This is a genomic window from Shewanella khirikhana (genome assembly GCF_003957745.1).
Lineage (GTDB): Bacteria > Pseudomonadota > Gammaproteobacteria > Enterobacterales > Shewanellaceae > Shewanella > Shewanella khirikhana.
Genome location: NZ_CP020373.1, coordinates 4,740,324 through 4,764,638 on the forward strand (window position 1 = coordinate 4,740,324; position 24,315 = coordinate 4,764,638).

At 57.2% G+C, this 24,315-nt stretch carries 20 protein-coding genes; all 20 read left to right on the forward strand.

The genetic code is table 11. The features are described 5' to 3' along the window. Positions 1–5: 5 nt before the first annotated feature. Positions 6–1,688: a pilus (MSHA type) biogenesis protein MshL gene (mshL, locus tag STH12_RS20785; RefSeq protein WP_126169308.1), complete on the forward strand. Its 1,683-nt coding sequence runs from the start codon at positions 6–8 to the stop codon at positions 1,686–1,688. A gap of 1 nt (position 1,689) precedes the next feature. Then, on the forward strand, positions 1,690–2,595 hold the full coding sequence (locus tag STH12_RS20790; protein WP_126169309.1) for an ExeA family protein: 906 nt from the start codon (positions 1,690–1,692) through the stop codon (positions 2,593–2,595). Further along, positions 2,592–3,842 (forward strand): tetratricopeptide repeat protein, encoded by a 1,251-nt coding sequence (locus STH12_RS20795; RefSeq protein ID WP_126169310.1) that lies wholly within the window; start codon positions 2,592–2,594, stop codon positions 3,840–3,842. Before STH12_RS20790 ends, STH12_RS20795 begins: the two co-directional genes overlap by 4 nt. Beyond that, positions 3,839–5,602, forward strand: coding sequence for a GspE/PulE family protein (locus STH12_RS20800; protein WP_126169311.1), 1,764 nt, complete (start codon positions 3,839–3,841; stop codon positions 5,600–5,602). The genes STH12_RS20795 and STH12_RS20800 overlap by 4 nt, the downstream gene beginning before the upstream one ends. A 2-nt stretch (positions 5,603–5,604) precedes the next feature. Continuing rightward, positions 5,605–6,825 (forward strand): type II secretion system F family protein, encoded by a 1,221-nt coding sequence (locus STH12_RS20805; protein WP_126169312.1) that lies wholly within the window; start codon positions 5,605–5,607, stop codon positions 6,823–6,825. After that, positions 6,825–7,316, forward strand: a complete 492-nt coding sequence (locus STH12_RS20810) for a hypothetical protein (protein WP_126169313.1) — start codon at positions 6,825–6,827, stop codon at positions 7,314–7,316. The genes STH12_RS20805 and STH12_RS20810 overlap by 1 nt, the downstream gene beginning before the upstream one ends. 70 nt (positions 7,317–7,386) lie before the next feature. Beyond that, positions 7,387–7,992 carry a pilin gene (locus tag STH12_RS20815; protein WP_126169314.1) on the forward strand — a complete coding sequence of 202 codons (606 nt, stop codon included), beginning with the start codon at positions 7,387–7,389 and terminating at the stop codon, positions 7,990–7,992. 38 nt (positions 7,993–8,030) lie between these two features. Next, positions 8,031–8,546, forward strand: a complete 516-nt coding sequence (locus STH12_RS20820; protein ID WP_126169315.1) for a type II secretion system protein — start codon at positions 8,031–8,033, stop codon at positions 8,544–8,546. Between the two features lie 160 nt (positions 8,547–8,706). Beyond that, entirely contained in the window at positions 8,707–9,177 is a 471-nt protein-coding gene (locus STH12_RS20825) for a pilus assembly FimT family protein (RefSeq protein WP_126169316.1), read from the forward strand. Next, positions 9,167–9,709 carry a type IV pilus modification PilV family protein gene (locus STH12_RS20830; RefSeq protein ID WP_126169317.1) on the forward strand — a complete coding sequence of 181 codons (543 nt, stop codon included), beginning with the start codon at positions 9,167–9,169 and terminating at the stop codon, positions 9,707–9,709. The genes STH12_RS20825 and STH12_RS20830 overlap by 11 nt, the downstream gene beginning before the upstream one ends. Beyond that, the gene (locus STH12_RS20835) at positions 9,709–10,551 is read left to right on the forward strand and encodes a PilW family protein (RefSeq protein WP_126169318.1); all 843 of its coding nucleotides are present in this window, start codon (positions 9,709–9,711) and stop codon (positions 10,549–10,551) included. The genes STH12_RS20830 and STH12_RS20835 overlap by 1 nt, the downstream gene beginning before the upstream one ends. Then, entirely contained in the window at positions 10,541–10,972 is a 432-nt protein-coding gene (locus STH12_RS20840) for an MSHA biogenesis protein MshP (RefSeq protein WP_126169319.1), read from the forward strand. The genes STH12_RS20835 and STH12_RS20840 overlap by 11 nt, the downstream gene beginning before the upstream one ends. Further along, entirely contained in the window at positions 10,962–14,357 is a 3,396-nt protein-coding gene (locus tag STH12_RS20845; RefSeq protein WP_126169320.1) for a DUF6701 domain-containing protein, read from the forward strand. The genes STH12_RS20840 and STH12_RS20845 overlap by 11 nt, the downstream gene beginning before the upstream one ends. A 298-nt stretch (positions 14,358–14,655) precedes the next feature. Next, positions 14,656–15,705 carry a rod shape-determining protein gene (locus STH12_RS20850; RefSeq protein ID WP_126169321.1) on the forward strand — a complete coding sequence of 350 codons (1,050 nt, stop codon included), beginning with the start codon at positions 14,656–14,658 and terminating at the stop codon, positions 15,703–15,705. 46 nt (positions 15,706–15,751) lie between these two features. Next, positions 15,752–16,660 carry a rod shape-determining protein MreC gene (gene mreC, locus STH12_RS20855; RefSeq protein ID WP_126169322.1) on the forward strand — a complete coding sequence of 303 codons (909 nt, stop codon included), beginning with the start codon at positions 15,752–15,754 and terminating at the stop codon, positions 16,658–16,660. Further along, positions 16,657–17,145: a rod shape-determining protein MreD gene (gene mreD / locus STH12_RS20860; protein WP_126169323.1), complete on the forward strand. Its 489-nt coding sequence runs from the start codon at positions 16,657–16,659 to the stop codon at positions 17,143–17,145. The genes mreC and mreD overlap by 4 nt, the downstream gene beginning before the upstream one ends. Positions 17,146–17,151: 6 nt before the next feature. Beyond that, positions 17,152–17,736, forward strand: coding sequence for a Maf family protein (locus STH12_RS20865; protein ID WP_126169324.1), 585 nt, complete (start codon positions 17,152–17,154; stop codon positions 17,734–17,736). Between the two features lie 91 nt (positions 17,737–17,827). Next, on the forward strand, positions 17,828–19,294 hold the full coding sequence (gene rng / locus STH12_RS20870; RefSeq protein ID WP_164551321.1) for a ribonuclease G: 1,467 nt from the start codon (positions 17,828–17,830) through the stop codon (positions 19,292–19,294). A gap of 44 nt (positions 19,295–19,338) precedes the next feature. Next, positions 19,339–23,532: a YhdP family protein gene (locus STH12_RS20875; RefSeq protein WP_164551271.1), complete on the forward strand. Its 4,194-nt coding sequence runs from the start codon at positions 19,339–19,341 to the stop codon at positions 23,530–23,532. Beyond that, positions 23,456–24,298 (forward strand): carbon-nitrogen hydrolase family protein, encoded by an 843-nt coding sequence (locus tag STH12_RS20880; RefSeq protein WP_126169327.1) that lies wholly within the window; start codon positions 23,456–23,458, stop codon positions 24,296–24,298. The genes STH12_RS20875 and STH12_RS20880 overlap by 77 nt, the downstream gene beginning before the upstream one ends. Positions 24,299–24,315 lie beyond the last annotated feature (17 nt).

A 24,315-nucleotide genomic window follows, 5' to 3' on the forward strand; every position in this document is an offset into this window, starting at 1 on the left:
TCGACATGGCTAACCTTGGTATCAAATACCTTACTCCCGTGCTGACACTGTGCCTGATGGCCTGCCAGACCACCGACAGACCTGTGCCGGTGGAATCCAAGGCGGCGCTGAATGAAGTGGTGGCTGCCAAACCCGAACCTGCCATGCCACCGGCCAAGATGCCTGATTCGGTTTCCCGTGAACTGAGTGGTCAGTCGCAGGTGTTCGCCCCGGCCTTGCCACCTGAGCGCCGCTTTGATGTGGCTGCCAATAACGTCGATGCGCGGGTATTTTTCCCGAGTCTGGTGAAGGGCACCCCGTTCAGCATGGCGGTGCACCCCGATGTGCAGGGGTCTATCTCGTTGTCACTCAAGGGCGTGACCCTGAGTGAAGCCCTGCAGGTGGTGGAAGATCTCTACGGCTATGAAGTCAGTCACGAAGGCAAGGTGCTCAGGGTATTCCCCTCAGGTATGCGCACCGAAACCTTCCCGCTCAACTACCTCTACATGGAGCGTCAGGGGATCTCTCTGACCTCAGTGACCTCGGGCCGTATTTCCGACAACAACACCAACAATGGCAACAACAACAGCAATAACAACAATAACGGTAACAACAGCGGCTTCGGCAATAACGGCAACAACAATGGTGGCGTGAGCAACGGCAGTAATGGCAACAACACCAACGGCACCTTTATCCAGTCGCGCACCAAGACCGATTTCTGGGGCGAATTGAAAGAAACCCTGGAGTCCCTGATTGGCGGCACAGGCAATGGCCGCCATGTGGTGGTGACGCCCCAGGCCGGATTGGTCACCGTCCGTGCGCTGCCCAACGAATTGCGTCAGGTGCGGGAGTTTATTGCGACCGCCGAAACCCATTTGCAACGTCAGGTGATTTTGGAAGCCAAGGTGCTGGAAGTGACCCTCTCTGACGGTTATCAGCAGGGGATCCAGTGGACTGAAATCGCTGGCAGCGCCTTTGCCGATGGCAATACCAAGATTAAATTTGGCACCAGCGGCGGTACCTTCACCGATCAAATCACAGGTGTGCTGGGTGGCGTCACCTCGCTGTCAGTTACAGGTGCTGACTTTGGCGCCATGATCACCCTGCTCGATACCCAGGGCGATGTGGATGTGCTGTCGAGCCCGCGCGTTACTGCTTCCAACAACCAAAAGGCGGTGATTAAAGTGGGTAAAGACGAATACTTCGTCACTGAAGTGTCGTCCACCACTGTGGCTGGCACGACGCCGGTAACCAACCCCGAAGTGGAGCTGACGCCCTTCTTCTCGGGCATTGCGCTGGATGTGACCCCACAAATCGACGGTGAAGGCAATGTGCTGCTGCACGTGCATCCGTCGGTGATTGAAGTCAAAGAGCAGACCAAGCAAATCAAAATCAGCGACAGTAGCCTCGAGTTGCCGTTGGCTCAGAGTGAAATCCGCGAGTCAGATACCGTGATTAAAGCCACTTCCGGCGATGTTGTGGTGATTGGCGGCCTGATGAAGAGTGAGAACCTGGAGCTGGTCTCCAAGGTGCCGCTGCTGGGTGACATTCCGCTGCTGGGCGAAGCCTTTACCAACCGCAGCAAGTCGACCCGCAAGACAGAACTGGTGATCCTGCTCAAGCCCACAGTGGTGGTCAGTGGCACCTGGCAGAAGGAACTGCAGCGCTCCAAGCAGTTGCTGGACCGCTGGTATCCAGAGGAAAACTAAGGTGTATTTGCAGCACTTCGGCTTGCGGGAGGCGCCTTTTGCGCTGACACCCAATACCGGCTTCTTTTTTGCATTGGCGCCCCATGTGGAGGCGCTGCAAGTGCTGCAAACAGCATTGCAAACCGGTGAAGGTTTTATCAAGGTTACCGGCGAAGTGGGCACCGGCAAAACGCTGATTTTACGTAAACTCATCAACGAATTACCGGCACCACTGCGCTGTGCCTACCTGCCAAATCCCTGTCTGTCCCCGGACGAACTGCGCTGGGCTTTGGCGCTGGAGTTGGGGCTTAAGTACTCCGCCAATATCGACCAGCAGCAGCTGACCTGCCTTATTCAGCAGCAGTTGCTGGCGCTGTCAGCCCATGGTCACAGTGTGGTGTTGGTGTTGGACGAGGCCCAGGCGCTGCCGGATGCCAGCCTGGAGACCTTACGACTCTTCACCAATCTCGAAACCGAAAGCCGCAAATTGCTGCAGGTGGTGCTGTTTGGGCAGCCCGAGCTGGATGAACGTTTGGCCGAGCCCCATTTACGGCAGCTGCGTCAGCGTATCACCTTCAGTTATCGGCTGCGGCCGCTCGATAAACAGGAAACCCAGGCCTATCTGGCGCATCGACTGCGGGTGGCCGGTTACAGCGGTGAGTCTCTGTTCGACCGCGCCGCAGTGGCGGCACTTGCCCGCGCTTCCCGAGGGATCCCAAGACTTATCAATATTTTGGCCCATAAAGCACTGATGCTGGGCTATGGTGAAGGAGTGCTTCATATAGGGCGGCGTCAGCTTAAGGTCGCCATTGCCGACACCGACGATGCCAGTCGCACAGCGCTGCCCCATTGGCTGCCGTTTGTCACCCTGGCCAGCGTTGCCTGTGTGGCGGCGTTGGGTGTTTGGTGGCGCGGAGGTGGGCTGTGAGCGTTATCAATCAAATGCTCAAGGACCTGGATAAGCGTCAGCAGGGCCATGGCGTGCAGCAACTGCCCAATGCCGTGGCGGTGATGCCTGCCAACAAGACCTCAGGCTCAGTAATTTGGTTGGGCGTGGCGCTGCTGGTGCTGATTCTGCTCGCTGTCTACGCAGTTATGGCGTGGCAACAGACAAGTTCTGCAACGCAAATGCCGCAGCTGGTCAGTAATCAGGCGCCTGCGGAGGCTGTGGTTGCTACTGCGTCTGAAGCGGCCACTGCATCTGAGGTGGCCAGAGGATCTGAAACTCCCGCTCAGGCGGCGCAACGCCAAACCGCCGCGCTCGAATCGCCAGTGGCCGCAAATACCGATAACGCTAACGGCGACACTCTGATGCCACAAGCGCAGCAACAAGCAAAGGTAGCTCAGCAGTCTGAGCCTGAAGCTGCGCAGCCGTCGTTGCAAACCAGCTCGCCTTCCCACTTGTTGGTGGCGCCCGCAGACCAATCAGCAAAGCTGCCAGCAGCTTCATCAAGCGAGCCTCTGCCAGCGGATGGCTCATCTTCAGGTGCTGTCAGTCCAGCGCCAATCGACGCGGCTTCCACTGCTCAGAAACCAGCGCAGCAGACGGGCAACATGCATGCGGGAACCATGGAAGTCACCGAAGTGCGCTTATCCGCCGCCGAGCAGGCTGACAGGGCCATGCAAAAGGCGCGCGCAGCCCAGAACGCTGGCAAGCTTAATGAGGCTGCGGCTTTGTATGGTGAAGCTCTGGCGCTGGAGCCTGCCCGCCATCAGGCCCGCAGGCAGTTGGCTGCGCTGCGTTATGGTCAGGGGCGGGTGGCTGAAGCCATTCAGGTGCTTGAGGCGGGGCGCAGCCGTTTCCCCGATGAATATTCGTTCGCGCTTTTGCTTGCCAGGCTGTGGCGCGAACAGAGCGACTTTCAACAGGCGCTGACCGCGCTTGCGGCCATTGCCGACAGTTCGCCCCTCGCCAGCGACAAATGGCAGTTGACGGCCGATATTGCCAGGGAGCAGGAAAACTATCCGCTTGCCGAGCAGGCGTACCGGCAGTTACTGACCGCTGGCAGCGGGCCTGCGACCTGGTGGTTGGGGCTTGCCTATGCCCAGGATGCGCAGGGAAATTTTGCTGAGGCCGGTGACAATTACCGCCGGGCACTCAGGGGGCGGGAGCTGTCAGCCGACGCCCGCAGCTTCGTTCAAAACAGATTAATGCAGTTGGGAGAGCGCCAATGAAACCTAAACTCAAGATGCGTCTGGGCGACCTCTTGGTATCCGAGCAGATCATTGGTGAAGATCAGTTGATGGCCGCCCTGGGCGAGCAAAAGAAGACCGGCCGCAAGCTGGGCCATACTCTGATTGACCTGGGCTACATTACCGAAGACCAACTGCTTAAGTTCTTGTCTCAACAGCTGAATATTCCCTTTATCGATATCAGTCGCCGTCCGGTGCCGCCGCCGGTGGTTAACCTGCTGCCAGAAGTGCAGGCACGCCGTTACCGTGCGTTGGTGATTGAAGATAAGGGCGATGCTGTGGTGGTCGCCATGAGCGATCCGGCCGATTTGCAGGCGCTGGACAACCTGGAAGTGATGCTGGCGCCCAAGCGTCTGGAGCTGGCGGTGGCGCCGGAAGCTCAGCTGATGCAGGCCTTCGATAACCTGTATCGTCGCACCGAGCAAATCGCTCAGATGGCCGGGCAGCTCGAAGAAGAATACGCCGCCGACGAAGCCTTTGATTTGGCAGCGCTGACCGCCGGTGACAGCGACAGCGAAACCACTGTGGTAAAGCTGCTGCAGTCCATTTTTGAAGACGCGGTTCAGATGCGCGCCTCGGATATTCACATTGAGCCAGGTGATAAGTCGCTGCGCATCCGGCAGCGGGTCGACGGTCATTTGCAGGAAACTATCCTTAACGAAGTGACTATTGCTGCGGCGCTGGTGCTGCGCCTTAAGCTGATGGCTGGGCTTGATATTTCAGAAAAACGTCTGCCCCAGGATGGCCGTTTTCACATGGAAATCAAGGGCCATAAAATCGATGTGCGTATCTCCACCATGCCGATTTATCACGGCGAATCTGTGGTAATGCGTCTGTTGGATCAATCGGCGGGCCTGCTGACCCTTAACGAGACCGGGATGCCGCAAAACATCCTCGAGCGGGTTCGCAAACAAATCAAACGCCCCCACGGCATGCTGCTGGTGACCGGGCCGACCGGTAGCGGTAAAACCACCACCCTGTATGGCATTTTGAGTGAGCTCAACACCGCCGACAGAAAAATCATCACGGTGGAAGACCCGGTGGAATATCAGCTGCCGCGGATTAACCAGGTGCAGGTTAACCATAAGATTGGCCTCGACTTTTCCAACGTGCTGCGCACCACATTGCGTCAGGACCCCGACATCATCATGGTGGGCGAGATGCGTGACCATGAGACGGTGGAAATTGGCCTTCGAGGGGCGCTGACCGGTCACTTTGTGCTGTCAACTCTGCACACCAACGATGCGGTAACCTCGGCGCTGCGTTTGCTGGATATGGGGGCGGCCAGCTATCTGGTGGCCAGTGCTCTGCGGGTGATTATTGCCCAGCGCCTGGTGCGCCGGGTATGCCAGAACTGCGCGGTGGATTATCAGCTGACCCCTCAGGATAAAGCCTGGCTTTCCACTGTGGGCAAGGACGTGGATTTTGCCTCGGCACGTTTTCGGATTGGTACAGGTTGCCAGAGCTGTAACGGCACGGGTTACCGTGGCCGAATCGGTATTTTTGAGCTGCTGGAGCTGGATGAAGCCATGGTCGATGCCATGCGCACCGGCAATCCGCAGGACTTCGCCCGTGCAGCCCACGCCAGCCCCAACTTCACCCCCCTGACGGTGTCGGCGCTCAGCTATCTTCAGCAGGGCATGACCACCATTGAAGAGGTGGCCAAGCTGGTGGAAGACATGAGCGATTCGCCGTTGCCGCTCTCGGAAGAGCTGGCGCAATTTGACGGCGCGGGAGTCTGACCATGCCTGTGTATCAGTATCGGGGGCGTAATGCCCAGGGGCAGCAAGTGACGGGGCAGTTGGATGCGGCTTCAGAAAATGCTGCCGCCGATCAATTGATGCAGCGCGCCGTGATCCCACTGGAGCTGAAAGAAACCGCAGCCGCCTCGGCCGGAATTGATATTGCCTCGCTGTTTCGTCGCAAGGTGAGTCTGGACGAACTGCAGATTTTCACGCGCCAGATGTACTCGCTGACCCGCTCTGGCATTCCCATTCTGCGGGCCATTGCCGGCCTAAGCGAAACCACCCATTCCCAACAAATGAAAGAGGCGCTGGACGATATCTCGGTGCAGCTCACCGCCGGTCGGCCACTGTCATCGGCGATGAATCATCACCCAGAGGTGTTCGATGCCCTGTTTGTGTCCATGGTTCACGTGGGGGAAAACACAGGTAAGCTGGAAGATGTGTTCCTGCAGCTGTCGGGCTATCTGGAGCGGGAGCAGGAAACCCGTCGCCGTATCAAGTCTGCCATGCGTTATCCCATTTTCGTGTTGATAGCCATCGCCATTGCCATGGTGATCCTGAACATCATGGTCATCCCCAAGTTCGCCGACATGTTCTCGCGCTTTGGCGCAGAGCTGCCCTGGGCGACCAAGCTGCTGATTGCCACCTCCAACTTTTTCGTCAACTACTGGTGGCTACTGGCGCTGATTGTGGTGGGGACCATAGGCGGCGTCAGTTACTGGCACCGAACCCCGCAGGGCGAGAAGAAATGGGATAAATGGAAGCTGCACCTGCCAGCCGTGGGCTCCATCATCGAACGCTCAACCCTGTCACGCTATTGCCGCAGTTTCGCGATGATGATGGGCGCAGGTGTGCCCATGACCCAGGCGCTGAGTCTGGTGGCAGATGCGGTCGACAATGCCTTTATGCACGACAAAATTGTTGCCATGCGTCGCGGTATTGAATCGGGTGAGTCCATGCTCAGGGTGTCCAATCACAGTCAGCTGTTTACCCCACTGGTGCTGCAAATGGTGGCGGTGGGTGAAGAGACTGGCCAGCTGGAGCAACTGCTTAACGATGCCGCTGACTTTTACGAAGGTGAGGTGGACTATGACCTTAAAAACCTCACTGCCAAGCTTGAACCTATCCTGATTGGCATAGTGGCGGGCATAGTATTGGTGCTGGCGCTGGGTATCTACCTGCCAATGTGGGACATGCTCAATGTGGTCAAGGGGGGCTGATGCAGCCGCAGCGCGAGGTCGAAGGTGAGTTAATCGGTACTTACCGCCAACTGTTAGCGGTGATAGTGCTGATGCTGCTGCTCGCCATCGTGGGCCTGCGCTACTTTGGCAGCCTCGATTCCATGGCATCCCATGGCATGACGCTGGAGCAAAGCCGTTGGTTGAACATAGTGTCGATGGCACGCTCTAAATGGTTGGGGCAGGGGCGCGGCGATACGCTAAAGCTCGAGTGGGAAATGCTCGGCCGTGAGAAGCCGGCAGATCCTGTGTTGGTCGCCATGAGCACTAACGGCTGGCCGCAGCCGCAAACCGAAACCGCCGAGGGCTGTTTGCAGTTGTGGCAACAGTTGCTTGGGAATGATGGCAAACAGCTGGTGGATGTAGGCTTCGATTATCAGGCCCGCGCCTGTGACTATTTTGGTGAGGCAGGCAGTCAATTAACCTACACCTTGGACACAGGAAAAGTGACCTTGGTCACTCAGACTAATTAGCTGTTATATATGGGACTTTTCAAGATGATTTTAGCTGCTACAATGGGAAAATGGACTATTGGGGGCACCTATGAAGGCTAAACAGCAGGGATTTTCACTGATTGAGCTGGTGATAGTGATTGTTATCCTCGGACTCCTGGCGGCCACCGCCATTCCGAGATTTTTAAATATCACCGACGAAGCCGAAGCGGCCAGCGTGGATGCCGTGAGTGGCGGCCTGGTGACGGCGGTCAGTTTTGTGCGTGCCCAATGGGAAATCGATGGCCGTAACAACAGCTACGTACTGCTCGATGGTACCCAGATTGGTCTGGATAAGCGTTTTGGTTATCCCACCGGCGACAGTAATTTTTCTGCCACCGAAATGACCGATACTACCTGCCAGCAGGTATTTAACCTGATCCTGCAAAGCACGCCACGTAACGTGCTCTACACTCAGGATGCCCGCAAGCAAAGATACACGGTACGGGCAATCGGCGGCGCCGGTGGCAGTACCAATGATTTAAACGGACAAACCGTGAATGGTTTGGATCTGTGCGTCTACCATCAGGTGTCTTCTTTGACGCTGGATCCCAATACCGGGATTGCCAATCCGGCTCCGGACCTGACCACCCCGGGTGCCTCCGGCATCACTTATAACCCGGGTACCGGCAAGGTTCTCAGTTTTACCAACCCCTGATCATCAGGATCTTCAGTTCCACTAAAAGGTAAATTGTCATGAAAAAACAACAAGGTTTTACCCTGATTGAGTTGGTGGTGGTAATCATCATCCTCGGTATTCTGGCCGTGACGGCAGCACCTAAGTTTATCAACCTGCAGTCGGATGCCAGGGCTTCTGCGTTGCAGGGACTAAAGGGTGCGATTCAGGGGGCGAATGCCCTGGTGTTCTCTAAGGCGGCGTTGGCTGGCAAGGAGGGAGTGGGTTCTGCTGATGCTGGAACTACGGCTGCAGTGGATATAGGCACTGGAACCAATGCCAACCTTAACTACGGCAGTATCCAATCAACGGCTGCTGAGCTTGCCAACGCCGTTGAGTTGAGTATTTCGGAAACCACCACTGCTTCAACAGACTGGTTTTTGGTCAAAGGGAGTAATGGCGCTTCCAAGGCTGTTCTTTATCAAGCAGGCTCCCCCTATGCAACAGACAACACCAAGGAGTGCTATCTGGAGTACACTCCAAAAGCGAGTGCCTCAGCTGTTCCTGTTTTAACAGTACTCGCCGACGATTGTTGATTCAGTACATAAAAAGGCCCGCTAAGCGGGCCTTTTTACTTTAACGGCAAATACTTGGGCGCTGTGTATTTGCCTTGTGGCCCAAGTTGTTGGAAACTTGAAGGACTGACACCAGGCCGGTGGACACGGGATGCACAGCCAGCGATTCAAGTTTCATTCAATGCACAGCCGCACTGGGGGATTCACCCTGGTTGAGCTGGTGACCACCATCATCCTGATTGGGGTGCTTTCTGTGGTGGCGATTCCGCGGCTGATGTCCTCTTCTTCCTACAGTGCTTACAGTCTTAGAAACGAATTTACGGCTGAGCTGCGTAAGGCTCAGCTGCTGGCAATGAATAACACCGATATCTGTATCCGCATCGAAGTGGATGCCGCCAATGGCTACCGCCAACTGCGCTTTCCTGCGAGAGTTGGCAATCAGTGCAGCGGCACAGCCTCATTAAATTTGGGTTGGCAGGCGTTTCAAGGCGGAAGTCGCTTGCGCCTGGCGGGCGCGAGCAGCTTTGCGCTGGATTTTGATGCCCTCGGCCGTCTTCCCGGCACCGGCTGTCAGGGAGCCTGTATCGAGGTCATCGCCGATGAAACTCTCATCCTGGCGGTGGAATCTGAGGGCTTTATCCATGCCCTTTAACGCCTCCTTTAAACACTTCAAGCAAGCCAAAGGCTTTACCCTTATTGAGCTGGTGGTGGGTATGGTGGTGCTGTCCATTGCCCTGGTGATGTTAGCCACCATGTTGTTTCCCCAGGCCGACAGAGCCGCGATGACGCTGCAGCGGGTGCGCAGCGCCGAGTTGGCCCATTCAGTCCTGAATGAAATTTGGGGCAAGCGCTATGACGACAACAGCAATATCAACGGCGGAGTGCCTGCCTGTGGCAGCACCGGCACCCCTGCCTGCAGTAGTGTGATGGGGCCGGAATCTGGTGAGCAACGTAACGATTTTGACGATGTTGATGATTACAACGGCCTGAATCAAGACGACTTTATGCTCAATTCAAGCGAGCGTTACCGCGACCGTTATCCCAACTATCGCCTGCTTGTAGAAGTAAGCAGCCAAACCAGCACAGCCCCAAATGACAGCGCGGTCAGCAAGTTGATTGCCGTGCATGTGACGACACCTGCCGGCGAAGTTATCACTTACCATGCTCAGAGGAGTAACTACTGATGCGCATGTTAAGCCACCGCAGCCGGGGCTTTACCCTGGTGGAAATGGTTACCGTGATTCTGGTGCTTGGGGTGCTGGCGGTGGGCGTCAGCAGCTTTATCATTTTCGGCACCCGGATTTTTATCGAGTCATCGGCGGTAGAACAGGTGACCGGCGAGAGCCGCTATGCCATCGAGCGGATGACCCGCGATATCCGCAGCGCCTTGCCCGGCAGTCCGCGCTTAGCCAGCGGCAGCGCAGGCAGTGAAAGCTGGCAATGTCTCGAGTTGGTGCCTATTGCCGCCAGCAGCAGTTATGTGGCGCTGGGCCTGGCCCCTGGACCCGCCGCCAAAACGGCCACCGTGTTTCGGGATGCGCCCGTCAGCGCGGTAGCCGCGGGGCAGCGGGCTTTTGTTTATCCGCTGACCTCAGATGATGTGTATGGCAGCGTCCCCGGGAATCTGGGCAAACGCTTCGTGCTGGAGAAGGTCACTGCCTCAGCCAGCAGTATCGAGCTTGAATTTCCAAATGCCGTGCGCTTTGCTGAGGCATCACCCAGGCAACGGATGTACTTTTCAAATCAGCCGGTGAGTTATTGTTTCGTGCAATCGCTTGGCGGTGGCGGCATCAATCTGTGGCGTTATGGCAATTATGGTTTCAGCGCAGCGCAGCCAGATCTGCTGACACTCAGGGCCAACGGCAGCGCAGCCTTGATGGCACAGAATCTGACATCGCCGCAGCCCTTGTCATTGCAGGGTTCCACCCTGATAAACAATGCCGTAGTGCAAATGGCCATTGGTTTTGCCGTGAATGGCCAAACGTTCGAATATCAACATCAGGTGCAGATGATCAATGTTCCCTAATCGCGCAGGCTTGGCTGCCCATCGCCGACAAAGGGGCAGCGCACTCATCGTTGGCATTTTCGTCATCACAGTGATGTTTCTGTTAGCGGCGGCGCTTATCCGTATTAGCAGTGACGGTGATGAGGCGTTGACGCTGGAAGTGTGGGGTATCCGGGCGCTGGCGGCAGCCAACAGCGGCGCCGATGTTGCCATGAGTAAGCTTTTTCCACTCGATGGCGGCGCAGCGAGCTGTGCCAATGTACCGGCAGCCTGGAGTGTGCCGAACGTGGTTGGCTTTCATGGCTGCGCCGTGAGTTTAAGCTGCAACGCCTTTGTGGTCGATGGGGTTACCCAGTACCGGGTAGTCAGTACGGCAGTGTGTCAAAGCGCCGATTTACGTGTCAGCCGAACCGTGGAGGTCACCGCCCGTGATGTGGAATAGAATCGCGCTGCTGTTTGGGTTACTGCTGTGGTTGCCACTCGCAACTGCTGTGCCCCTGTGCAGCGACATTTTTACCGACCCACCATCTGGCAACCACAATCCGGGGCTTGTGCCTCCTCCGGGGCTTGAGCCGAGCCGCGGCAACTTTATCTGTGGTCGAAGGGGCTGTGGTGGTACCTCGGATATGTTTACCCCGGGCGACTACAACTACTCCTACGGCGAGTTTAAGCAGGGCAGCTTTATTCGCACCAACGGCGCGACTACCCGCTTGTATTTCAATAACCTGAATCTAACCCAGGCCAGCCTGAACCGGTTTGGCAGTGCTGAAAACCTGATAATTTATGTGCGGAACAACCTGTCCATTTCGGGGCAGAACTATGTAAATGCCATCGTCTATGTGGCGGGAAATGTGTCTCTGGCCGGCCAGGCCAGCATCGATGGCGCGCTAGCGGCGGGTGGCAGCCTGAATATTTCGGGGAATGGTTCGGTCGATGTGGATCAGGACGCCATCGACAACGCCGACTTTGGCGGCATGTGTAATACCACCCAGTTGAGCTGTTTTTCAGACAATTTTGCCCGCACCAGTTTGGGGGATGATTGGGCATCCAAGGTGCTGGGTAACTCCCGCCCGCCATCATTGACCGGCGGCAGACTCAATATCACCCAGGCTATTGGCGATCAGGCCACGGCGGTCACCTACCAGCGACTGTTCCCGGCTGAAAACAACCTGGTGACGGTGGAATTTGATTACTACGCCTGGTCACCCCAGTCAGGCACGGGCGCCGATGGACTGGCGGTGATTTTGTCGGACGCCACCATTACCCCACAACCCGGCGGTTATGGCGGTTCTCTTGGTTATGCCCAGCGCTCCGGCGTTGCCGGTTTTGCCGGGGGCTGGATTGGTGTAGGCCTCGATGAATACGGTAACTTCTCCAATCCATCTGAGGGGCGTCAGGGAGGGCCAGGCTTCCGGGCGCAGGCGGTGGCCATCCGCGGGGCAGCTTCCGGCAACTATGCCTATTTGGCGGGTACTCAGGCCAATCTCAGTCCGCGGATCGATGTGCGTCGAACCAGTGTGCCTGCGCCAGGGCACAGGTATCGACTGACCGTGGATTCCAGAAGCCCCAGCGTCAGCATGGTGTCGCTCGCCCGCAACACCGGCAGTGGCTTTGTTGACCTGGTGGCGCCCTTTAACGCCCGCAGTTTTCCGGGGCAGAGCACTGTGCCGGCCGATTTCTATCTGTCGCTGACCGGTTCGACCGGTGGCTCCAACAATAACCACGAAATCGATAACTTCGAGGTGTGCGCCCTCGACTCGCGGCCGGTTGGCCCCTTGATTAACCACTTTGAATTTGACTATTCCGACTCGCCACTGACTTGTGATGTGGAAGAGATGACTATTCGTGCCTGTAAAAATCCTGACTGCAGCGAGCTGTTTACCGATCCCGTGACCGCCAATCTGTTGCCTGCAAGCTCCAGTAATGGCGGCTGGCTTGGCGGTGCTCAGGTGAGCTTCAGCGGTGGCACCGGCAAGGTGTATTTGTCCCACACCAGTGCCACTGTGCCTGTAACCATAGGCGTCAGTGGCTCTGTGCCCGGCACCCTGGCGGGCAGCGACACCCTGTGTCGGCAGGGCTCAGGGCCCAAGAGTATCGCCGCCTGCACCATCAACTTTGCCGATAGTGGCTTTGTGTTTGATATTCCTGATAAATACGCGGGGCAAACCGAAACGGTCAAGCTTAAGGCGGTGAAAAAGGATGATGCGACCAAGCAGTGCGTGCCTTCGTTTGCCAACGTCGCCCGCGATCTTTCGTTCTGGAGTGGTTATCAAACGCCGACGGCGGCACAAATCATAGGCGCACCCCAAGTAACGGTAAATGGCACGGCTGTGGGCACGTCGGAAACCAGCGCAGAGCATCTGGTACTGAACTTCGATGCCGCCGGTGAGGCGCAAATCAGTGTGGATTACCCCGATGCGGGGCAGTTGTCGCTGTCAGCAAAATACATAGGCTCTGATGTCACTGGCGATCCGGGCTTGCTGATGACAGGCTCAGACATTTTTGTCAGCAGTCCCTATGGTTTTTGTGTGGCGACGCAGGCCAATGAGGGCCAGTGCAACTCACCCTATGAAGGCTGCAATGTATTCAAGCGCGCCGGGGAGCCCTTCAATTTGCTGATTTCTCCGGTAGCGTGGAAGGCAGCCAGCAGCGATTTTTGCAGCAATAACACCACGCCAAATTTTGCCTGGCCCAAGGTGGCGTTAGCCCATGAGTTGGTGGCCCCCTCCGGCGGTGTGCTTGGTCAGGCAAGCGTGCAGGAGTATGGGCATGTGGCCGGGACTACCCCCAATACAGTGGCGCAAAGCGTCAGCGAAGTTGGGGTATTTCGCTTTGGTACGGCTGCATTCAGCGGTTATCTGGGGAGCAGTAAGACCATTCAGGCCAGTAATTCCCAACCATTGGGGCGCTTCGTGCCGGCAAAATACATAGTGAAAGAGGTATCGCTTATTCCCGGCTGCAGCGGTTTCAGCTATATGGATCAACCCACCCCCCTGACCATGACGATAGAGGCGCAAAACCTTGGCTCAGTGGTGACTCAGAATTATCAGGGCGTGTTTGCCAAAGGCGTAGCACAGCTGCAAGCGGAAAATGCCGATGATGGCATTAACCTGTCGGCACGTTTAAGTAGCCTTGGCGGCAGTTGGAATCAGGGTTCCATGACTTTTGGTGCCAGCAACAGTTTCCTGTTTGCCCGCACCACGGCGCCGGGTGCTGATGGCCCCTTTGAACTGTTGGATATTGGCCTTGGAGTTGATGACAACGACGGCGAGTATTCGAAGCTTTCTCCCCTGGACATGAAACCGGACAGCGCCGGCGATTGCACCCTGCCCAGCAATAATTGCACGGCCCAGCGGCTCGGCAACATCAAGATGCGTCATGGCCGGCTGGTGCTGGAAAATACCTATGGCCCCGAAAATGAAATCCTGCGGATGCCAGCCAGAACCCAGGTTTGGCAGGGCAGCGGCTGGGGCTTGTCGGTCGATGACAGTTGCACCTCAGTGAATCCTGCCTTGCCAACACCTCAGGTGGACGATCCCGCCCGGGGTTATGTGTTTGAGCCGGATCTGAGTGCAGGGCAAAGCATAGTGCGCAGCGCTACGCCAGCCCAGTTCAGTGCCGGTATGCTGGATTTGTACTGGCAGGCGCAGGGCAGCCCTTTGTACCGTGGCCAGGTTACAGCACCTCTTGATGCGCCGCAGTGGCTGAAATGGTATTGGAACTGGGACAACAGTTCGCCCAATAGCTTGTTTGACCCCAGAGCCAGCGCCTATTTTGGTCGTTTTCGGGGCGACGACCGGATTATTTTCTGGCGAGAGGTGAACTAAGAACAGGCGCAACCGCGCCTGTTATCGGCCACCCCAGGGCAAGTGCTGAGCATGCACGGAGGCTTTTTGCCTGGGACGCTGCCTGGCCGGGTGGCGGGTGCAATTTTCACATTCAGGATGCAAAAGTGCGTCAAATTGCATCAAAAACTGCCGCATTTTTCATCACCTTACTTTCGGTTCAAAAAAAATCACTTCATTAGCGTTTGTTAACCTCAGCGGTCTTGTGGAATCAGGGTGGCATTGATAAAGTTAGCTGATTTTTCTTTTCCCTGGCTCCTCAGAAAAACAGGCTGGTTACATGTTCAAGAAGCTGCGTGGCATTTTTTCCAATGATCTCTCGATCGACCTGGGTACCGCCAACACCCTCATTTATGTTCGCGAAGAAGGTATTGTTCTGAATGAACCTTCGGTGGTGGCAATTCGTAACGAACGCAATAGCTCAGGGCAAAAGTCCGTGGCTGCTGTGGGTACCGAAGCCAAGCTGATGCTCGGACGTACCCCTGGTAATATTCAGGCAATCCGCCCCATGAAAGACGGCGTTATTGCCGATTTCTATGTGACCGAGAAGATGCTGCAGCACTTCATTAAGCAGGTTCACAACAACAGTTTCTTCCGCCCCAGCCCACGCGTGCTGGTGTGTGTGCCTGTGGGAGCCACACAGGTTGAGCGTCGAGCCATCCGTGAATCAGCCATGGGCGCCGGTGCCCGCGAAGTGTATCTGATTGAAGAGCCAATGGCGGCGGCCATTGGTGCCGGTCTGCCGGTATCTGAGGCCACAGGTTCCATGGTAGTGGATATCGGTGGTGGTACCACTGAAGTAGCCATTATCTCTTTGAATGGCGTGGTGTATTCCTCTTCTGTGCGTATCGGTGGCGACAAGTTTGACGATGCCATCATCAATTATGTGCGCCGTAATTACGGCAGCCTGATTGGTGAAGCCACTGCCGAGCGCATCAAACACACCATAGGTACTGCCTATCCCGGCGATGAAGTGCTGGAAATTGAAGTGCGCGGCCGTAACCTCGCCGAAGGTGTGCCAAGAAGCTTCACCCTCAACAGCAACGAAATTCTCGAAGCCCTGCAAGAGCCGCTGTCGGGTATCGTCAGTGCCGTTATGGTGGCACTGGAGCAGTCGCCGCCGGAGTTGGCGTCTGATATCTCCGAGCGTGGCATGGTGCTGACCGGTGGTGGTGCGCTCTTGCGTGATCTCGACCGTCTGCTGATGCAGGAAACCGGCATTCCAGTGATGGTTGCAGAAGATCCGCTGACCTGCGTTGCCCGCGGTGGTGGTAAAGCGCTGGAGATGATCGACATGCACGGTGGCGATCTCTTCTCCGACGAAAACTGATTTTCGGGGACGAAAGAGGCGGTGAGGCAACCGCCTCCTTTATTTTATGAAGCCTATTTTTGTTCGTGGCGTCTCCAACCAATTCCGATTGACACTGGCAATTGCATTGTCGGTGATCCTCATCGTGGCCAACGATCGCCTCACGCCGGTGCGCCAGTCGGTGGCTACCCTGCTGAGTCCGTTACAGTATCTGGCTAACGTGCCCGGCGACATGCTGGACAACGTGGCCGAGATGCTGGCTACCCGTAACATGCTCCAGCGCCAAAACGCCGAAATGCTGCGTCAGCAACTGCTGATGAGCGAGCGTTTGCAACGCTTTGAACACCTGCGTCAGGAAAACGAGCGTCTGCGGGCCTTGCTTGGCTCGCCGCTGCACATGGATGCCCGCAAAATGGTGGCCGAAGTGATGGAGGTGGCCAGCGACCCCTTCCATCAACAAATCGTCATCAATCGCGGTACTCAAAATGGCGTCTATGTCGGCCAGCCGGTGCTGGATGCTCAGGGTATTGTCGGTCAGGTGGTGGAAGTCAGTGCCATTACTGCACGGGTGCTGCTGATGTCAGATTCCAGCCACGCCATTCCGGTGCGTATTACCCGCAACGATGTGCGCATGATAGTCAATGGCACCGGTGAGCTCGATGAGATGGAGCTGCGCCACGTGGCGAAAAGCACCGATGTGAAGGTGGGTGACTTGCTGGTGACATCCGGCCTGGGTCGCCGCTTCCCGGAAGGCTATCCGGTGGCACGGGTCACCGAGGTGTCCCGCGATGATGCCCAGGCTTACGCCAGGGTAACCGCCCAGCCGCTGGCTGCACTGGATAGAATTCGTTACCTGCTGCTGATTTGGCCCGATATGGACCGTAACCCGGTCGGCGATACTGAGGCCAGTGAAGCGCCCGCGGTTGAAGCGACAGAGCCCAAGGATGCCGCTGTGGCTGAGGAGAGCGCCCAATGAGTTTGCAAGCGCCCAATGGCCGAATCGTTGTGTGGCTGACGCTATTTGTCGGCGTCTTGTTTCAGATTATGCCGCTGCCGGATTTGGTAGAGGCCTGGCGCCCTGACTGGCTGCTGTTGGTGCTGATTTACTGGACCATGGCGCTGCCACACAGATACAACATTTTGACCGCCTGGATCCTCGGGGTGGTACTCGACATCATGCTTGGCGCGACCTTAGGGGTCAGGGCGCTGGCATTTTCTTTGGTAATTTATGTAGTCGCGATGCACTTCCAGCGGATGCGCAACTTCACCATCTGGCAGCAATCCTTGCTGGTGGCAGCCTTGGTTGGTGTGTTCCATCTGGTGGTGTTCTGGTTGCAGTATGTGCTCACCAAGGCCAGCTACAGCCACGCCATCTTCTGGCCAATGCTCTCCAGCCTGATTATCTGGCCCTGGGTGTTCTGGTTCCTGCGCCGCCTGCGCCGCCACTACAAAGTGAGATAACGCGCAATGACACTGGTTTTGGCTTCCCAATCCCCTCGTCGCCGGGAGCTGCTCGCTCAGGCTGGTCTGGGTGTTTCCGGCTTTTCGTTTGAGCGGGTCAACCCGGATATCGATGAAACGCCACTGGCAGGTGAACTGCCTGCGAACTATGTCGCCCGGCTTGCGGTCGAAAAAGCAAAGGCCGGTTTGGCGATGTGCGGCCAAATCGATACCCCCGTGGTGCTGGGTTCAGACACCATAGTGGTACTGGATGGCGAGCTGCTGGGCAAACCTCTGGATGAAGCCGATGCCCGTGCCATGCTGGCGTCCTTATCCGGACGCAGTCATGAAGTCATGACCGCCGTTGCCCTCACAGACGGGCAGCGTACCCTGTGCGACACTGTCACCACCAAGGTGGAATTCGCTTGTCTTAGCGAAGCCGATATCATGGCCTATGTGGCCAGCGGCGAGCCGATGGATAAGGCCGGAGCCTATGGTATTCAGGGGCTTGGCGGCATTTTCGTTGAAGCCATCAACGGCAGCTACAGCGCCGTGGTGGGACTTCCCCTGGTTGAGACCCGTCGGCTGCTGGCCGCGTTCTCCCTGATTTAAGGCGGCGCCGTCGACATTCGTTTAACTGACTTTCCCTGAGGGGGAAACCGTGAACAGCCCAAGTTATTCCAGTCAGAAAAATCCACGCAAAATCGGCTCAGAATTGCTGATCAACGTGACCCCCAACGAGGCCCGGGTGGCGCTGGTTGAACACGGGGTATTGCAGGAAGTGCACATAGAGCGGCGCATGAAACGCGGTTTGGTCGGCAATATTTACAAGGGCCGGATCAGCCGGGTACTGCCGGGTATGCAGGCCGCCTTCGTGGACATAGGTCTCGATAAGGCGGCCTTTTTGCACGCCTCCGACATCATGCCGCACACCGAGTGTGTGGCCGATGTGGAGAAGGGCAACTTCGTGGTGCGCGACATCGCTGAGCTGGTGCGTCAGGGCCAGGACATTATGGTGCAGGTGGTTAAAGACCCCCTCGGCACCAAGGGCGCGCGCCTGACTACCGACATCACCTTACCCTCGCGCTATCTGGTATTTATGCCGGGCTCCAGCCATGTGGGTGTGTCGCAGCGGATTGAATCCGAAGAAGAGCGCACCCGCCTTAAAGAGGTGACCCAGCCCTTCGTGGATGAAGACGGCGGCTTTATTATCCGCACCGCCGCCGAAGGTGCGGGCGAAGATGAGCTGCGTCAGGATGCGTCGTTTTTGCGCCGGGTGTGGGCCAAGGTCACCGAGCGGCGCAAGCGCAAGGGCAGCACGCTTTTGTATCAGGATTTGGCATTGCCGGTGCGGATTGTGCGCGACTTTGTCGGCACTGAACTTGACCGTATCCAGGTGGATTCCCGCAGCACCTTTGAAGAGCTCAAACACTTTGCTCAGGAGTTTATGCCTGAGTTCGAAGAAAAGATTGAGCTGTACAGCGGCACTGTGCCCATCTTCGACCTCTACGATGTGGAAAACGAAATCCAGCGGGCGCTGGGTCGCAAGGTGGAGCTTAAATCCGGCGGTTATCTCATTATCGACCAGACCGAGGCGATGACCACGGTGGATATTAACACCGGCGCCTTTGTTGGCCACCGCAATCTGGAAGAAACCATCTTCAACACCAACCTAGAAGCCACCCAGGCGATTGCCCGCCAGCTGCGGCTTAGAAACCTTGGCGGCATCATCATCATCGACTTTATCGATATGCTCAGTGAGGACCATAGGGCGCGGGTGCTGACCAGTCTGACGGCGGCGCTGGCCAACGACAGGGTTAAAACCAATATCAGCGGCTTTTCAGGCTTGGGACTGGTGGAAATGACCCGCAAGCGCACCCGCGAGAGTCTGGAACATGTGCTGTGCGGCGAGTGCCCGGCCTGTAAGGGCAGCGGCTACATGAAGACGGTGGAAACCGTGTCCTACGAAATCTTCCGCGAGATCATCCGCCTCAACAAGGCCTACAAGGCCGACGAGTTTCTGGTGTACTGCGCCCCGGCGGTGCATGCCAGCTTGAGTGGCGACGACAGTCACCACGTGGCCGAGCTGGAAGTCTACATCGGCAAGCGCATTCGGGTACAAATGGAGCCCCTGTACGCCCAGAACAAGTTTGATGTGGTAATGGTCTAGTGGCGGGATTCTGGCGTCCGGCGAACGTAGGCCGGGTTTGTGGATTGACTCTGGCGACCCTGCTGGTGCTGTTTGCACTGGGGGTAAGCCTTATCCGCAGCCTGTTGCCTCAGCTGGACCAAGCCAGAGACAAAGTGACCGCTTACCTGTGGGACAACTATGGTCTCAAGGTGCAGGTGACCCGCCTTGCCGCCGAGTGGCAGGCCTTTGGGCCGGCGCTGACGGTGGAAAACCTGGTGCTGCCGCCCCAGGATGGTTTGCCGCTGACCCTGATTATCAAGCGCACCGAGGTGAAACTCGACTTCTGGCAGAGCCTGCTAAGCCGCGAGGCATTCATTGAAAACGTGGTGTTTGATGGTGTGCAGGTAGCACTGGATCTCGATGCCATGGGCGGTGGCGAAGATAAGCAAACCGCTTCAACCGGCACAGATTGGCTTTATCGTTTGCTGCTTGAGCAGCTGCAAAGTTTTGCCATGCGCGAAGCCATGGTGCAGCTTAAGAGTCGCCACCATGATTTTCGCCCCATCTACCTTGGTGATTTGCGCTGGCACAACGGCCAGGGTCGTCACCGTGCCGAAGGCTATGTCTATCTGGATGCCGACGCCAACGAATCCGAGCGGCTGTCGCTGCAAATCGATTTGAAAGGCGATGGCAATGAGCCTGACAGCATTCGTGGTCAGGCGTACCTTGCCGCCCGCGAGCTGGATCTGGGCGAGTGGGCCGCCCGTCGTCCCAATCCGTTTGATGAAAGCAAACCTTTGCCGCTCAAGGGCGTTGCCAACCTGCAGGCCTGGGCCGAAGTGGCTAATCGCAGCCTGGTGTCGGCCATGGTGGAGTTTGCCCCGAGTTACCTTGAATGGCCCGCGATTGAAGGTCACCAGCGCCTGGCGGTGAATGGCGGCCGGATCCTGTGGCAGCGTCATGGTCGCGGCTGGATCCTCGGCAGTGATCAACTCGAATTGGCCAGCAACGATACTCCCTGGGCGTCCAGCGACTTTCGTTTTGGTTACGATGGTCAGCGCCTGACCGGCGGCATAGATCAAATCGCGCTGGCGTCCCTGGCGCCGTTAACGCCGCTTATCCCCGGTATCAGCAAGCAAGGGCTGCGCACTGCGCTGGAAATGGCGCCCCAGGGCAATCTGGATGCACTGAATATCAGCTGGCAGCCCGGCAAGTTGGCCGCCAGTGCCAATCTCAGTGCCATTCAATGGCAGCGCTCCGGCGCCGTGCCCGGGGTCAGTGCTCTGGATGCCAGGCTCTATTTTGATGGTAATTTGCTGCGTGCCTCTGTTCCGGCCCAAACCCTGGGCGCCGACTTTGGTAAAGGCTTTAAAGCGCCGCTTGCGTTTACCACGCCGGGCATGGAGCTTGGGTATGATATTGCCGCCCAAACCTTGCTGGCGCCATCGGTGCGGCTCGATAACGCCGACCTGGCGCTGGATGCCGCCATGCGCCTCAGCTTTACTGCGCCCGCGCATCTGGCGCTGGCCGCAGGTGTGGAAATGAAAAACGGTGCCCGCGCTGGATATTATCTGCCCCGCGGCGCCATGGGTGAGCCCCTTGCCGACTACCTCGAGGGCGCGATTCTGGCAGGGCGCACCCGCGATGCAGCCGTGGTCTGGCATGGCGCACTGCAAGACTTCCCCTATCGTGACAATTCAGGCATTTTTCAGGCCGGATTTATTTTCGATGAAGGTCATTACGCCTTCCAACCCGACTGGCCGGCGGTAACCGATATTCGCCTGCGTGCCCTGTTTGAAAACCTGCGCATGGATCTCTGGGTCGATGAGGGCATGCTCGAAGACGTCAATGCCGCCGGTGCCCATGTGTACATTCCCGAAATGGGCCTTAAAACCCTGTTGAAGGTAGAGGCGGCGCTGGCGACCACTGGCCCTGCGGCCACCTCTGTATTGCAGCAATCGCCGCTGAAAGACTCGGTGGGCGAGGCCCTGGATGTGGTGCAGGTGCAGGGCAAGGTTCGTGGCGATCTGGATTTGGCTATTCCCCTCTACCATGGCGCTGAGCCGGATATTCAGGGATTGGTGTTGTTTGAAGAAAGCCCGGTGTTTATTAAGACCCCCGGGGTGCAACTGACCCGCCTTAAGGGCGAACTGCGCTTTGCCAACGACAAGATCAGCACCCGCGGCCTGAACGCGAGACTCTTCGGCCAGCCGCTGGAACTTAAGGTAGCAGGAGCCCATGGCGACGAAGGCTACGGGGTAAAGGCTGAGCTTAAAGGTGGCTGGGATTTGGCGACGCTGCCAAAGGCGCTCGACAATCCACTGTCGCCGTTTTACAGCGGCCAGATGGCCTGGCAGGGCGAGCTGGATTTGACCCTGCCCGCCGAGGGTGACTGGCTGCTTGATGCCTCCGCCCAAACCAGCCTGAGAAACACCGAGCTTAAGTTGCCGCCGCCATTTGCCAAAACTGCAGGCACCCCTATGCCCCTGTCACTGAGCCTGGGCGGCTCCGCCAAAGGGCTCAATCTGGCGCTTACCCTGGATGGTAAGGGACGCTTTGAAGGCGATATCAATCCGCAAAGCGCTGCCATGGACAGCTTTTTGCTGACCCTGAGCGACAGCCTGTCGGCAACGCCAGCCGCAGCAGAAGCCAGTGTTGCAGCCCCGGTCGTTTCCGGAACGACTGCTGCGCCAGACGCGAGTGCTGATATGACATCAGCCCTAACTGAACCAGTGCGCGCCGGTACCCTGGAGGTTCGCTTAACCAAGGCGGCCTTTGCCGATTGGCTGCCAATCATCATGGGGTTTGTTGACAAAGACACTGCCGCCGAAGGGCCGTCCTTTTTCCCGCCGCTGGTGGCCATCAACACTCAAATCGGCACCCTGAATATTCTGGGGCAGAATTTGAATCAAACGCTGCTGACAGCGCAGCCGGTGGATGGTTTGTGGCGGGTGAGCACCAAAGCCAACGAGTTTGTCGGTGATATTGATTTCTTCCCCGATTGGCATGGTGGCGGCCTTAAACTCAGGGCATCACGTCTTTATCTGGCGCCGGAATTTGCCGAGGGCGAAGCGGCCTTCAAGAGCGATGATATCGCCAAAAACCTGCCGCCGCTGGCGGTGGATGTGGATGATTTCAGGTTGTATCAGCGGCCATTGGGGCATTTGGTGATGCAAGCCCAGCCGGAAGACGGGGGGTACCGCTTCCAGACATTGTCGCTGGAATCCCCGGCGGCCACTCTGCGTGGTCAGGGCTTGTGGAAAACGGCACCTGAGCTGAACGAAACCCGAATGAACTTCACGGTGAAGGCCAACCAATTTGATGCCCTCAGCGAGCAGCTGGGCATTAACCCCGGCATCAAGGATTCGCCGCTGGATGTGAGCGCCGAGCTGTTCTGGCGTGGTGGTCCCCACGAGTTTGAGCTGGGTAACCTCAGCGGTGGCTTGAGCTTCAATCTGGGCAAGGGCAGCCTGACTGAGATAAGCGACAAGGGCGCACGGATTTTCTCTCTGTTCAGCCTGGACTCGCTGCTGCGCAAGCTGTCGCTGGATTTTACCGACGTATTTGGCAAGGGCATGTTTTATAACAGCTTCACCGGCACGTTGGAGCTGGATAACGGCGTGGTGAAAACCCGGGATACCGAAATGGATGCCATCGCAGGCAATATGAAGGTGCGCGGTTTTACCGACCTGACCACCCAGAGCCTTAACTACGATATTCGCTTTGTGCCGCAGCTGGCGTCCAGCGTGCCTACCGTGGTGCTTTTGAGTACCAGTGCCTGGACCATGGGCCTTGGTGCCTTCGCCCTGACCAAGGTGCTGGAGCCTGTGATTGAGGTGATTTCAGAAATCCGTTTCCGCCTTACCGGCACCATGAGCGACCCCATGCTGGAAGAGCTGGAGCGTAAGAGTAAGGAAATCGAAATTCCTGAATCTGTGCTGCCAAGAAAACCCGGCGAGGTACCAGCAGGCACTGAGCCTCCATCAGAGCAGCCACCGTCTGAGTCGCTTGAAGGACAACAGCCGCCAGTCACCCAGCCTGAGCAAGAACGGAAGCAGGAACCTGCGCCGGCACAGTCGCCCGTGCAGCCCGAAAGCGAACTGCAAACCCCACCTCTGACCAACTTGCTCCCCGAGGCGATACCGCTACAATGGAGCGCAACGAGGCAATTTAGCCAAGTCTCAAGCACCGGAGAGTTCCATGCAGATAAGTCTGCTGCAATGTCAAAGCAGCCGCGATGTGGCGGCCAATCTGGCCTTTATCGAATCGCAGCTTGAAGCCTTGCCAAGGCAAGCGGATGAGCCACAATTGGTGGTATTGCCCGAATGTTGCCTGCTGTTCGGTGGCCATGAGAGCGAGCAGCTTGCCTGGTCCGCAGAAGATGAGCCGTTGAAACAGGCATTGTCGGCGCTGGCAGCACGCTTCCGGGTGTATATGGTGGCAGGCACCATTCCGGCCCGCAGTGGCGATGGTCGGGTTTACAGTCGCTGTTATGTATTTGATGATAAAGGCGATGTGCTGGGGCATTATGAAAAAATCCACCTCTTCGATGTGGATGTGGCCGACGGTACCAGACGCTACCGTGAAAGCGACACCTTTTGCCCCGGTGAACAGCTGGTGGTGGTGGACACCCCCTTTGGTAAGCTTGGGCTCGCCATTTGCTACGATGTACGTTTCCCGGACCTGTTCAGGGCGCTTAGACTGGCAGGTGCAGAAATTATTACCCTGCCTGCCGCTTTTACCAGGGTAACCGGTGAGGCGCATTGGGAAATTTTGCTCAAGGCCCGTGCTATCGAGACTCAGTGCTTTGTGCTTGGCGCGGCCCAGTGGGGCAGCCACAATACCGGCAGCCGTGAAACCTGGGGCCAGAGCATGGTAATTGACCCTTGGGGCAAAACCCTGGCCGAGATGCCTGCGGGCACCGGCTGGGTGCAGGCCAGGCTCGATATGAGCGAACTTGCCAGAGTACGCGCCGCCATGCCGGTGGCAAGCCATAACCGATTTGCAAAACCGGTGCTGCTGGGCGCCGGAAAATCAGAATAATCACAAGTTTATTGAGA